The 11,713-nt window shown below is 69.2% G+C and carries 11 protein-coding genes and 1 riboswitch; of the genes, 1 reads left to right on the top strand and 10 read right to left on the bottom strand.

The genetic code is table 11. The annotated features are described in order from the left end of the window. Positions 1–23: 23 nt before the first annotated feature. The 9 genes from ACFO27_RS10205 to panD all read right to left on the bottom strand — a co-directional run bounded on the left by ACFO27_RS10205 (position 24) and on the right by panD (position 9,618). Complete coding sequence (locus ACFO27_RS10205; protein ID WP_376817233.1) at positions 24–1,115, bottom strand: quaternary amine ABC transporter ATP-binding protein; 1,092 nt, start codon at positions 1,113–1,115, stop codon at positions 24–26. A gap of 102 nt (positions 1,116–1,217) precedes the next feature. Further along, entirely contained in the window at positions 1,218–2,069 is an 852-nt protein-coding gene (locus ACFO27_RS10200) for a glycine betaine ABC transporter substrate-binding protein (RefSeq protein WP_376817232.1), read from the bottom strand. Between the two features lie 84 nt (positions 2,070–2,153). After that, positions 2,154–3,485 (bottom strand): NAD(P)/FAD-dependent oxidoreductase, encoded by a 1,332-nt coding sequence (locus tag ACFO27_RS10195; protein WP_376817231.1) that lies wholly within the window; start codon positions 3,483–3,485, stop codon positions 2,154–2,156. Then, on the bottom strand, positions 3,482–4,993 hold the full coding sequence (locus ACFO27_RS10190; RefSeq protein WP_376817230.1) for an aldehyde dehydrogenase: 1,512 nt from the start codon (positions 4,991–4,993) through the stop codon (positions 3,482–3,484). Before ACFO27_RS10190 ends, ACFO27_RS10195 begins: the two co-directional genes overlap by 4 nt. Then, positions 4,986–5,894: a dihydrodipicolinate synthase family protein gene (locus ACFO27_RS10185; RefSeq protein ID WP_376817229.1), complete on the bottom strand. Its 909-nt coding sequence runs from the start codon at positions 5,892–5,894 to the stop codon at positions 4,986–4,988. The genes ACFO27_RS10190 and ACFO27_RS10185 overlap by 8 nt, the downstream gene beginning before the upstream one ends. 10 nt (positions 5,895–5,904) lie before the next feature. Continuing rightward, positions 5,905–6,648, bottom strand: coding sequence for a GntR family transcriptional regulator (locus tag ACFO27_RS10180; protein ID WP_376817228.1), 744 nt, complete (start codon positions 6,646–6,648; stop codon positions 5,905–5,907). A 242-nt stretch (positions 6,649–6,890) separates the two neighbouring features. After that, positions 6,891–7,592, bottom strand: coding sequence for a GntR family transcriptional regulator (locus ACFO27_RS10175; protein WP_376817227.1), 702 nt, complete (start codon positions 7,590–7,592; stop codon positions 6,891–6,893). A 148-nt stretch (positions 7,593–7,740) separates the two neighbouring features. After that, entirely contained in the window at positions 7,741–9,006 is a 1,266-nt protein-coding gene (locus ACFO27_RS10170; RefSeq protein ID WP_376817226.1) for a purine-cytosine permease family protein, read from the bottom strand. 52 nt (positions 9,007–9,058) lie between these two features. Beyond that, positions 9,059–9,151: riboswitch (TPP riboswitch) on the bottom strand. A gap of 53 nt (positions 9,152–9,204) precedes the next feature. Then, on the bottom strand, positions 9,205–9,618 hold the full coding sequence (panD, locus tag ACFO27_RS10165) for an aspartate 1-decarboxylase (RefSeq protein WP_376817225.1): 414 nt from the start codon (positions 9,616–9,618) through the stop codon (positions 9,205–9,207). A 189-nt stretch (positions 9,619–9,807) separates the two neighbouring features. Between panD and ACFO27_RS10160 the strand changes: the two genes are divergently transcribed. Next, positions 9,808–11,430 carry a SulP family inorganic anion transporter gene (locus ACFO27_RS10160; RefSeq protein ID WP_376817224.1) on the top strand — a complete coding sequence of 541 codons (1,623 nt, stop codon included), beginning with the start codon at positions 9,808–9,810 and terminating at the stop codon, positions 11,428–11,430. Positions 11,431–11,532: 102 nt separating this feature from the next. On the opposite strand, the gene ACFO27_RS10155 is transcribed toward ACFO27_RS10160, so the two are convergent. Continuing rightward, positions 11,533–11,712, bottom strand: a complete 180-nt coding sequence (locus tag ACFO27_RS10155) for a ribbon-helix-helix protein, CopG family (protein ID WP_376817275.1) — start codon at positions 11,710–11,712, stop codon at positions 11,533–11,535. Position 11,713 lies beyond the last annotated feature (1 nt).

Here is an 11,713-nt window from a genome sequence, read left to right as displayed (position 1 = left end):
GTGAACTCTCCTGGGGGCCGGCCTCAGCCGGCAGCGGGCCGGGCGGCCGGGTCGCCCTGGATGCCCTTGAGCAGGTCGCGGGGGGACACGACGCCGACGGGACCGGCGTCGTCCATGATCGCGACCGCGTCCAGGCCTGTCCGGGTGGACAGGGCGATCAGTTCGGCGATGTCGGCCTCGGACGCGGCGCGCGGCAGGGCGTCGAGGGCGACGTCGGGGTGCGCGGCGCGGAACTCGGCGACCGGACGCATGATGGAGCGGGCCTTGACGAGATTCAGGCGCGAGATGCCGGCCACGAATTCGGCCACGTAGTCGTCGGCCGGATTGCGGACGATTTCCTCGGCGGTCCCGACCTGGATCAGGACGCCGTCCTTCATGATGGCGATGCGGTCGCCGATGCGGATCGCCTCGTCCAGGTCGTGCGTGATGAAGGCGGCCGATTTGCCCAGCTGCTTGGTCAGCGCGCGGAATTCGTCCTGCAGCTGCCGCCGGATCAGCGGGTCGAGCGCGCTGAACGGCTCGTCCATCAGGATGATCTCGGGATCGGCCGCGATGGCGCGCGCCAGCCCGACGCGCTGCTGCATGCCCCCGGACAGCTCGTCGGGGTAGTGGTCCTTCCAGTCCGCCAGGCCCACTTTCTCCAGCGCCCCGGCCGCGACCTTGTTGCGCTCTCCCTTCGCCACCCCCTGGACCTCCAGTCCGAAGGCGGTGTTCTCCAGCACGGTGCGGTGAGGCAGCAGGGCCACGCTCTGGAACACCATGCCGATGTGGTGGGCGCGCATGTCGCGCAAGGCGGCCGCGTCCAGGGTGGCCAGGTCCTTGCCCTTGACCAGCACCCGGCCCTGGGTGGGCGCGATGAGCCGGTTGAGCAGGCGGATCAGCGTCGATTTGCCGCTGCCGGACAGGCCCATGATGCAGAAGATCTCGCCGCGCCTGACCTGCAGGCTCACGCCCGAGACGCCGACCATGCAGCCGAATTTCTGCAGGATGTCCCGTTTGGACAATCCCTGCCCGGTGATCGCCTTCATCGCCTCGGGCGCTTTCTCGCCGAATATCTTCCAGACCGACTGGCAGTCGACCAGGATCTCGTCGGCCTGGGTGTTGGGTGTCGTCATGCGATGCTCCGGATGCGCGGATGGCGCGCACGTGGGTTCTTGCCTCGTGCCTGGGCCCGGGCTCCGCCGCCGGGCGGCGGCGGAGCCCGGGCGCGGGCCGTCTCAGTACTTCTTCATGTTTTCCCAGCGCTTGACGCGGTCGGCGTTCTTCGCGACCCAGGCATCGCTGGCTTGCTGCACCGTCTGTCCGTCGTTCATGCCGACGTTGATCTCGGCGATGGCGCTCAGGGGGATGTAGATGCCCGCCAGCGCCTCGCGCGCGCCCGGATGCTCCTGGGAGAAGCCCTTCTTGCCGATCCAGTAGTAGCCCTGCGGTCCGGGGAAGACTTCCTTGGGATCCTTCAGGAACTTCATGTCGTACTTCACCATCATCCAGGTCGGATCCCACAGCGTCACGGCGATCCATTCCTTGCGGTCGACCGCGGATTTCAGCGCCGCGGTCATGCCGGCCGTGCTGCCGTCGATCAGCTTGTACTTCAGGTCGTAGGCCTTGACGGCCTTGGCGGCGTCGCTCATCAGCCCGGACCCGGGCTCGATGCCGACGATCTTGCCGCCGAACTGGTCGACGTGCTCGTTGAGCTGCTCCATGGAGTCGATCGTCACGTACTTCGGGACGGCGACCGCCTGGTACAGCCCGAAGGAGACGGGCGAGAGCTTTTCCAGCCGGTTCTTGTTGCGGTTCCAGTAGTCCTGGCCCGCGTAATTGATCTGCGAGGCCATGATCTGCACGTCGCCCTTGACCAGCGCGGCGTAGGCGATGCCCCATTCGGAGAACTCGGTCACCTTGACCTCGTAGCCCGCGTCCTCCAGGACGTGCTTGGTGACGTAGGTGATGGGGGTCAGGTCTTCCCATGACATCGTCCCCATGGTGATGGTCTCCTTGGCCGCGTGGGCGGAGGATGCCATGGCGCCGGCCATCGCGGCGGCGCAGAGCAGTTTCCTGAAAATTTTCATGTCGTGTCTCCTGATCTCATAATGGTAGGGTCGGTTTGCTGCGGTGTCCGGGGCGCGGGCGCCCCGGCTTGCGTCGCCGGGAGCTCAGCCCTCCCGGCCGGCACGCAATTGGTGCCATCGGATGACGGCGTTGATGCCCAGCCAGGCGATGGGCCGGGGCGGCAGGCGCCCCGGCTGCGGCTGCCGCCGGAACTGCCGCAAGGGTTCGCTGGACGTGCCGGTGGCCAGTTCCGCGGCCATCATCCCGGCCAGGGTGCTCTTGACCGTGCCCAGCCCGTTCTCGCAGCAGGCGGAATAGAGTCCCGGCTCGATTTCCCCGAAGGCGGGCGTGTGGTTGGTGCTCAGGCACAGCGCCCCGGCCCAGCTGAATTCCATCGGGACGTCCTTCAGCGCGGGAAAGCGTTCGTCGAAGGAACGCCGTTCCTGGGCGGCGATCCGCGCCACCTGCCGTTCGGAGACGCGGATGTCGGGGTTGTAGGTGAAGTGCGTCCGGATCACGATGCGCGATCGCCCGTCGCGGGTGATCTTGCGCAGCGTGGCGCCCATGGGGTCGGCGGGCAGCAGCGCCCACCGGTCGGCGCCGCCCTGGCCCGCCGGAAACGCCGCGCTCATGGACGCGTAGGTGTAGACGTGGATCAGGCGGCGGCGGAAGTGGCCGAAGCTCTCGACGTGGCCGTTGACGGCCAGGATGACCCGCGGCGCCTGCACGCTGCCGCGGCGCGAGACCGCTTCCCAGACCTGGCCCTTGCGGGCGAGCGACAGCACGGGCGAGTTCTCGAACAGGTCGATCTCGCCCGCCAGTCCCTGGGCCAGGCGCCGGATGTAGTCGGCGGGCTGGATCATCACCGCGCCCGGGGTGTAGACGCCCCCCAGGTAGTAGCCGGACCCGGTGATCTCGCGCATCTGGGCGGCGTCCAGGGTCTCGCTGGGCTCTCCGATCTGCCGCAGCGAGTCGGCGAAGCCGCGGTTCAGCCTCAGCCCCCGTTCCGTGGCGGCGGCGTTGATCTTGCCCGAGGGATCGAAGGTCTCGGCGGGCATGCCGTATTCCCGCGCGATTTCGGAGGCGAAGGCGATGGCCATGCGGTTCTGGCTGATCTCCAGCAGGCTGGACGCCGCCCCGCCGACGGAATAGTTGCCGGACGTCAGGTTGTGGGGCACGTCGATCATGAAGCCGGAATTGCGCCCGGAGGCGCCGATCGCGACTTCCTGGGCGTCGAGCACGACGATGCTGTCCGCCGGGCGCAACTGGCGCAGCCGCCGCGCGGCCGACAGGCCGCCGAAACCGGCGCCGACGATCAGCCAGTCGGCCCGCAGGGCGGAATCCAGGACGCGCGGCGGGAACCGCCGGGGCGCGATGGCTTCCCAGCCCGAGACGCCGGTCTCGGCCGGCTGGCGGCGGATGGTCCTGTCGCTCATCGTCCGGCCTCCGCGGGCGCCGAGGTGTCGATCCAGATGGTCTTCAGCTCGGTGTACTGGTCATGCGCCCAGATCGACTTGTCCCGGCCGCCGAAGCCGGATTCCTTGTGGCCCCCGAAGGGGGTGGTGACGTCTCCTTCGCCGAAGCAGTTCACCGTCACGATGCCGGCGCGGATGGCGTGCGCCAGCCGGATGGCGTGGCGCAGGCTGCCGGTGTGGACGGAGGCCGCCAGGCCGTAGCTCGTGTCGTTGGCCAGGGCGATGGCCTGCTCCAGCGTGTCGAAGGTCGTCACGGCCAGGACCGGCCCGAAGATTTCCTCGCGGAACAGGGGGCTGTCGCGGCCGACGTCGACGATCACGGTGGGCTCGATGTAGATGTCGTCGCGCGTGGAGCCGCCCGCCGCCACGGCCAGCGACTCGGCCCGGGCCCGCGCCAGGAACGATTGCACCTTCCGGAAGTGCGCCGGGCTGACCAGGGCGCCCATGCGGTTCGCGGGATCCAGCGGATCGCCCATCTTCCATTCGCGCATGGCCCGCAGGACGCGCTTCACCAGTTCGTCCTTGATGGACGAATGGACGATCAGGCGCGAGGTGGCCGAGCAGTTCTCGCCCATGTTCCAGAACGCGCCGTTGACGATGTGTTCCGCGACGCGGTCCAGGTCCTCGGCGTCGGCGAGCACGACGGCGGGGTTCTTGCCGCCGCATTCCAGCACGACGCGCTTGAGGTTGGAGTCGGCGGCGTAGCGCAGGAAGCGGCGTCCGGTGGCGGTCGAGCCGGTGAAGCTGACCATGGCGATGTCCGGATGCAGGCCGATGGGCGCGCCCGCGTCCTGGCCGGTGCCGGTCACGACGTTGAAGACGCCGGGCGGGATGCCCGCCTGGCTGGCCAGTTCCGCCACCCGCAGGGCGGTCATCGAGGTCTGTTCCGCCGGCTTGACGATCACCGAGCAGCCGGCCGCGAGCGCGGGGCCGATCTTCCAGGCCAGCATCAGCAGGGGGAAGTTCCACGGCAGGACCAGGCCGACCACGCCGATGGGTTCGCGCACGACGAGGGCCAGGGCGTCCGCGCCCACCGGAGCCGTGTGGTCGTAGATCTTGTCGATCAGCTCGGCGTGCCAGCGGATCGTGCGCAGGGTTTCCGGCAGGTCCACGGCATGGCATTCGCCCACGGGCTTGCCGCTGTCCAGGCTTTCCAGGACGGCCAACTCGTGCCAGTGCCGCTCCATCAGGTCGGCCAGCGCCAGCAGGACGGTCTTGCGCCCGGCCGGCGCGCGCAGGCGCCAGCGGCCGTCCTCGAAGGCTTCCCTGGCCGCGGCGGCGGCCAGGTCCACGTCGGCGGCGTCGCAGGCCGCCAGGTGGGACAGGACTTCGCCGGTCGCCGGATTGACCGTGGGGAAGGTGCGGCCGGACGCCGCCGGCCGGTGGCGTCCGCCGATGTAGGCTTCCCGGGGAAAGTCCAGCGTCCCGGCGAGCTGCGCGTATCCTGCGGCGGTCAGTGCTTCAGGCATGGTCGGCTCCCGAGACGATGCCGGCGATCGTGCGCTTGAGCTCGGCGACGATGGCCTGGAAGCGGGCCTTTTCCTCTTCGTCCAGCGGCTGGAGCGGCGCGCGCGCCGGGCCGGCCGCCAGCCCGTTCAGTTCGCAGCCGTACTTGATCGACTGCACGAACTTGCCCGCGTCCAGGAAATTCATGAAGGGCATCATGGCCCCCATGATCCTGCGGCCCTTGTCGAAGTCGTTTTCCAGCACGCAGGCCCGGTACAGGGCCACGTGCTCGCGCGCCAGGAAATTGGATCCCGCGCAGACCCAGCTGCGCGCGCCCCAGGCGAAGAACTCCAGCGCCTGGTCGTCCCAGCCGCAGGACATCTCGATCCGCGGAAATTCCCGGGCCAGCAGGTGGACCCGGTTGATGTCGCCCGAGCTTTCCTTGATCGCCACGACGTTCTTCGAGCGCGTCACCCGGGCCAGGTAGTCGCGGCCCATGTGCACGCCCATGCGGCCCGGATAGTTGTAGAGCATGATGGGCAGGCCCGCGGCCCGGTCGATCGCCAGCGCGTGGTCGGCGTTTTCCGACTCCAGGGGCAGGGCATAGGGAGGCGAGCCCACCAGGATCGCGTCCGCGCCCAGGGCCCGGGCGGCCTGGGCGTATTCGATGGATTCCTCGGTGCGCGTGGCGCCCGTGCCGACCACCAGCGGCACGCGGGTGCCGATGACTTCCTTGGCGTAGGTGGCCAGGTCGATCCGTTCCTGGGCCGTCTGCGCGTAGTACTCGCCGGTGGAGCCGGCGACGACGATGCCGTGCACGCCGGCCTCGATCAGGGATTCGAGCAGTTCGGCGAACGCCGCCTTGTCGATCCGGCCGTCGGCCTCGTGGGGGGTGATGGCGGGGGTGTAGATGCCTTCGAACATTCGATTGCTCCTAGGTCGGCAGGGTTTCCGCACGTTCGTGCGGCAGGTGCGGGTCGAGCCCGGCGGGCGTGATGAACATTTCCATGTTCTGGCGCGACAGTTCCCAGTGCTCGAAGGTGATCCGGACGATGGCTTCCTCGTCGCGGGCCGCGAGGGCGTCGATGAACTGGTCGTGGTGTCCGGCGGCCAGCCGCTGGCGCCCGGCCATGTCTTCGTCGTGCGACAGGTAGAACGTATGGCCGATGCGGGCGTGGTCGACCAGCAGGCGGTTCAGGCTGGCTTGCAGATAGATGTTTCCCGACATCTCGCCCATGATTTCGTGGAAGCGGTTGTTCTTCAGGACCAGGGCGGCCATGTCGCCCGTTTCCCCGGCCTGCCTGAACTGTTCCTGCGTGTCCCGGAGCTGGGCGAGCTGGGCCGGCCTGAAGTGGCGAGCCGCCAGGCGGCCGGTCGCGGCGTAGATCATCGGCGCGGCCAGGAAGAAATGCCGCAGGGTGGCGTGGTTCATGGGCGCGACGCGCGCGCCGAAGTTTTCGCGGATGTAGACGTAGCCCTCGCCGCTCAGGCGGCGGAAGACCTCGCGCACGGGCGTGCGCGACAGGCCGTAGCGCCTGCACAGGTCGAGTTCGTCCAGGTCCTCGTCGGGGTTCAGCTGCAGCGTGAGGATCCGGTGCTTCAGGTCCTCGAAGAGCCTGGCCTTGCCGTTTTTCGCCGACGCCGGGGATCCGGCGGCCGTCGAGCGGGATTGCTCCATGCTTTGTCTCGTCCACTTAATGTATTTAATTTGTATTTTATTATAGTCATGTTTGTATTTTTGTCAAATACATTTTTGGATGGCACGCGGATCGGGCGCGGGGCGCGACGCGCCCCGGGAGGTCTCTCGCGGGATGCCGGACGATCCCGGCGCGGCGCGCGGCGGCGCGCCACGGGCTCCGGCGAAGGGAGCCGCGGCGTGGAAGGATGGTGAGAAAGGAGTGGGCCGTCAGGCCGGCCGGGTCATGGCGCCGGCGGCGGTTCCGGCTTCAGTCCGGGAGGCGTGATGAACAGTTCCATGTTCTCGCGTGAGAGTTCCATGTGCTCGTAGGAAAGCCGCACGATGGCTTCCTCGTCGCGGGCCTCGATGGCCTCGATGAACTGGTCGTGGTGGTCGATGGACAACTGGCGGCGCCTGGCCGTGTCCTCGTCATGCGGCTGGTAGAACGTGCGGCCGATGCGGGCGTGGTCGACCAGCAGGCGGTTCAGGCTGGTCTGCAGATAGACGTTGCCCGACATTTCCCCCATGATTTCATGGAAGCGGTTGTTCTTCAGGACCATCGCCGGGATGTCGCCGGCCAGGCTCGCCTGGCGGAACTGCGCCTGCGTTTCCTTCAGCTCGGCCAGTTGGGCGGGGGTGAAATGCTGCACCGCCAGCCGGCCCACCGCCGCGTAGATCATCGGCGCCACCAGGAAGAAGTTGCGCAGGGTGGAGTGGTTCATCGGCGAGACGCGCACGCCACGGTTCTCGCGGATGTAGACGTAGCCTTCGCCGCTCAGGCGGCGGAAGATCTCGCGCACGGGCGTGCGCGACAGGCCGTAGCGTTCGCACAGCTCGACCTCGTCCAGATCCTCGTCCGGGCCCAGCTCCATCGTCAGGATCTGCTGCTTGAGGTCTTCGAACAGACGAGCCTTGGCGTTCTTCACGGGTTTCCCCTGGGTCATGGCGGGTATGCGGCGGGCGCCGGCGGCCGATTCCGCCTGGACGCGCGTCCGGGTGCATTCGATGGGTGTCGGGCGCCATTGTACCGGCTCCCGCGCGGCGGCCTCCGGAGCGGCGTGTCTCCGGCCCGGGGCCGCCGGACGTTTGCCGTCAGGCGGCCTGCGCGGTCCGGGCGCCGGCGCGCGCGCCGAGCGCGCCCAGGACGAAGGTCAGGAGCAGCGTCGGCAGGGCGCTGCCGTACTGCGGCGCCCATTGCGCCAGGGCGTGGTAGACCGCGATCCCCAGTACCCAGGTCAGGGCCGGGGCGGCATGCAGGGCGCGCGGCGCGTCGGCCAGGCGGGCGGGCTGCGTCCCCAGGCGGCCCAGGATGGTGCCGAACAAGGGTACGAAGACCGAGCTGAGCGTCAGCAGGAAGGGTTCCAGCGTGTGCATGGGCAGCACCATCGCCAGCCCGATCGAGGCCGCGGCCAGGAGCGTGCCCCAGGTCTTCAGGCTGGCGCCCTGCCACAGGCTGTGGGCCGATACGGAACCCGAATACAGGTCGCCGTAAGTGTTGTCCAGCTCGTCGATCAGGATCAGGCCCAGGGCCACCAGGCCGCCTTGCGCCAGCAGCAGGGCGGCCACCATGTCCAGGTCGGGGCCGGTGACGGCGATCACCAGCACGCCCAGCGCGTAGCACCAGATGTTGGCGATCGCGTAGCCCAGCCAGGTGCCGCCCAGGGCGCCCCGGCCGCTGCGGCCGTGCCGGGCGTAGTCCGCGACCAGCGGCAGCCAGGACACCGGCATGGCGATCACCAGGTCCAGCGCCTGGAAGGCGTTCATGCTGCCGTCGCCGGCGCGCAGCCACAGGGCGCGCAGCCCGTCGGCGTCCAGTTTGAGGGCGAACTGGACGCTCAGCCAGATCAGCGACAGGATCACCAGGGGCAGGCCGATGCGGCTGACGATGCGCCGCACCAGGGCGATCATGGACCCGCGCAGCAGGGCCAGGACGACGAGCCCCCAGAACAGGGTCGGTAGCGCCAGGCCCGTGTCCAGGCCCAGGGCCTGGCGGGCGATGGCGGCGGTGCCGTCGCGCATCACGACCAGTTCGAAGGTCGCCCAGCCGAGCAGTTGCGCGATGTTCAGCAGCACGGGCAGCCGGGCGAAGCCCTGGCCGTAGGCGGCATGGATCAGGCCGGCGCTGGACAGGCCGCTGTCGCAGCCCAGGCGGGCCACCCAGGCCAGCAGGCCGGCGCCCAGGACCGAGCCGACGACCACGGCGGCCAGGGCATCGCGCGTGCCCAGCGCCGGCACCAGGTAGGCGCCGACCTGGATCACCAGCAGGCCCACGCCCAGGCTGAACCACAGGGCGGCGTGGTCGTGCCAGCCGAAGACGCGCTCGGGAGCGGGAGAGGAGGGGGAAGCGGATGTCTGCATGGCATGCCCGTGGGAAAAGGCGGGAGGCAGACGCGGGCGGCGCACGAGCGGCCGCCTGGGCGAGCTGCTTTCCTGCGCGAGGATGATCTCAATCAGGTTCGAAGGGACTGTCTCAGCCGCCGCGGCGGCACCCCTAGCGAGGCTCGGTAAAAGGCGTATCGGGTTCGATTGTAGGATCGGTCCGGCGGCCGGGCAAGCCTAGTCGAAATGCACGATTTCGAAGCTGAGCCGGCCCTGGTCGTCGCGGCCGACGGAATAGCCCAGGTGCTCGCGCACGCTGTTGTCGGGGTGGAAGGTCAGCACCACCGGCTTGATGTGTTCCAGTTCGGATTCCTGGATGTATTCCGAGTTGGCGATGATGACCTCGTCGCCGCGCTGGCAGGTGCGGGCGGCCGCGCCGTTCAGGATGCAGCAGCGCGAGCCGCGTTCGCCGTAGATCACGTAGGTGCTGATGCGGGCGCCGGAATTCTTGTTCCAGATGTCCACGAATTCCATGGGCAGGATGCCGGCGGCCTCGCAGTGGTCGGGATCCAGGGTGATGGAGCCGTGGTAATCCAGGTCGGCCCCGGTGACGCGGATGCCATGCAGTTTGGCGCGGACGATTTTTCTCACTTGAAATCCGGAGGGGAAAATTGAGCAGGCGTCATTCTAGCGCGTTGCGCCGCAGCATCAGTCCCCGGCGGGAAAGCATCCCCGGACATGTGCGTCTCATTATAATGTGATGCTCATCGAACGAGGCTGTGCTCCGCATGGGCGGCACGGGCGCCGAATTCGGGCATGCGGATTATCGGACGGGACACTATGTTTGCTGCGCGGGAAGCCTGGAAGGCCGGGCTGTGGGCCCCCAGGCATTGGGCGGGCAATATCGCGGCGGGCGTGATCGTCGGCGTCGTGGCGCTGCCGCTCGCCATGGCCTTCGCGATCGCTTCGGGAGTCAAGCCCGAGCAGGGCCTGTACACCGCCATCGTGGCGGGGGTGGTGGTGTCCCTGTTCGGCGGCAGCCGGGTGCAGATCGCCGGCCCCACGGGCGCCTTCATCGTCATCCTGTCGGGCGTCGTCGCGGAACACGGGGTCGCGGGCCTGCAACTGGCCACCCTGATGGCGGGCCTGATGCTGTGCGCCTTCGGCCTGGCCCGCCTGGGCGGCGTGATCCGCTACATTCCGCTGCCGGTGATCCTGGGCTTCACGGCCGGCATCGGCATCATCATCTGGGTCGGGCAGTGGCAGGCCTTCTTCGGCCTGCCGGCGGTGCCGGGGCATCTGTTCCACGAAAAGCTCTGGTTCCTGGTGCGGAACCTGCCGCGGCTGGACCCGGTGACCACCGCGTTCGGATTCGGATCGCTGGCGCTGGTGCTGCTGCCCCGGCGGGTGCCGGTCCTGCAGCGGGTCCCCGGGCCCCTGCTGGCCCTGGTCGTGGCGACGATCCTGCAGGGAATCGCCCAGTTCCCGCAACTGGCCACCATCGGCAGCACTTTTGGCGAACTGCCGCGCGGGCTGCCGCTGCCGCATTGGCCCGGGGGCGGGCTGGACCGGATCGTGCCGCTGATCGGCCCGGCGTTCACCATCGCCCTGCTGGGCGCCATCGAATCCCTGCTGTCGGCCGTCGTTTCCGACAGCATGGCCGGGACGCGGCACGATTCGAACGCCGAACTGTTCGGCCAGGGCCTGGCCAACGTGCTCAGCCCGCTGTTCGGCGGGATCGCGGCCACGGGCGCCATCGCCCGGACCGCGACCAACATCCGCAGCGGCGGCTGCGCACCGCTCGCCGGCGTGGTCCACGCCGTGGTGCTGGCCCTGGTCCTGCTGGCCTTCGCGCCGCTGGCGCGCAACATTCCCCTGGCCACCCTGGCCGCGATCCTGTTCGTCGTTGCCTGGAACATGAGCGAGGCGCACCGCGTGGTGCGCCTGGTCCGGCACGCCCCGCGCGCGGACGCCGTCATCCTGTGCCTGACCCTGCTCCTGACGGTCTTCGCCGACCTGGTCGTGGCGGTCAACATCGGCATCGTGCTGTCCGTCCTGCACTTTCTGCGCCGCATGGCGTCCAGCGTCGACGTGGCCTCCGTCGCGGTTCCGGACGCGGCGCCCGGGGAGGAAGGCCCGCGCGTGCGCGCGCTGCGGGTCCGGGGACCGCTGTTCTTCGCGGCGGTCGAGCCGCTGCGGACGGCGTTCCGGGCCGAGACCTCGCCCGTGCTGATCCTGTGCCTGGACCAGGTGCCGTTCGCGGACGCCACGGCGCTGCAGGCGCTGGACGACGAGATCGCGGCCGCGCAGGCGCGCGGCGGGCGCGTGATCCTGTGCGGCGCCGACGCCCGGATCCGTGCCAAGCTGAGCCGCATGGGCACCCTGTCCCGGCTGAGCGCGGGCGATTTCCAGCCGGACCTGGCCGCGGCGCTGGGGGCGGCGGGCCGCGCGGACTCCGCCTAGGGAATCTCTGAACAGATCCTCGCGCCGCATCCATCCGCCGGACGGCCGCGCGGACGCGCCATTCCGTCCGCTCGGCCCGTGGCCCGCATGAACCGGGGATCCCTACGGCCGGGCGCGCGGCTTGCTGGGCGTCCAGTCCACGTCGTGCCGGGCCAGGTATTCCCGGATCAGCTGCCGCACCACCTGCGAGGGTGTCAGGTCCTGGCGGGCGCAGAGCTGCTCGAAGGCCTTTTTCTTGTTCGGATCGATCAGCACCGTCAGGCGGGCGGTCTTGTTTTCCAGC

Origin of the sequence: Castellaniella denitrificans (genome assembly GCF_042653765.1) — a bacterium.
GTDB classification, from domain to species: domain Bacteria; phylum Pseudomonadota; class Gammaproteobacteria; order Burkholderiales; family Burkholderiaceae_B; genus Castellaniella; species Castellaniella denitrificans.
This window is presented reverse-complemented; position numbering and strand designations above follow the sequence as displayed.

Coding starts and splice junctions, on each gene's coding strand:
- ACFO27_RS10180 (WP_376817228.1), bottom strand. CDS start 6,648: ATGGAGCAATCCCGCTCGACGGCCGCCGGATCCCCGGCGTCGGCGAAA.
- ACFO27_RS10170 (WP_376817226.1), bottom strand. CDS start 9,006: ATGCAGACATCCGCTTCCCCCTCCTCTCCCGCTCCCGAGCGCGTCTTC.
- ACFO27_RS10175 (WP_376817227.1), bottom strand. CDS start 7,592: ATGACCCAGGGGAAACCCGTGAAGAACGCCAAGGCTCGTCTGTTCGAA.
- ACFO27_RS10185 (WP_376817229.1), bottom strand. CDS start 5,894: ATGTTCGAAGGCATCTACACCCCCGCCATCACCCCCCACGAGGCCGAC.
- ACFO27_RS10190 (WP_376817230.1), bottom strand. CDS start 4,993: ATGCCTGAAGCACTGACCGCCGCAGGATACGCGCAGCTCGCCGGGACG.
- ACFO27_RS10160 (WP_376817224.1), top strand. CDS start 9,808: ATGTTTGCTGCGCGGGAAGCCTGGAAGGCCGGGCTGTGGGCCCCCAGG.
- ACFO27_RS10195 (WP_376817231.1), bottom strand. CDS start 3,485: ATGAGCGACAGGACCATCCGCCGCCAGCCGGCCGAGACCGGCGTCTCG.
- ACFO27_RS10205 (WP_376817233.1), bottom strand. CDS start 1,115: ATGACGACACCCAACACCCAGGCCGACGAGATCCTGGTCGACTGCCAG.
- ACFO27_RS10200 (WP_376817232.1), bottom strand. CDS start 2,069: ATGAAAATTTTCAGGAAACTGCTCTGCGCCGCCGCGATGGCCGGCGCC.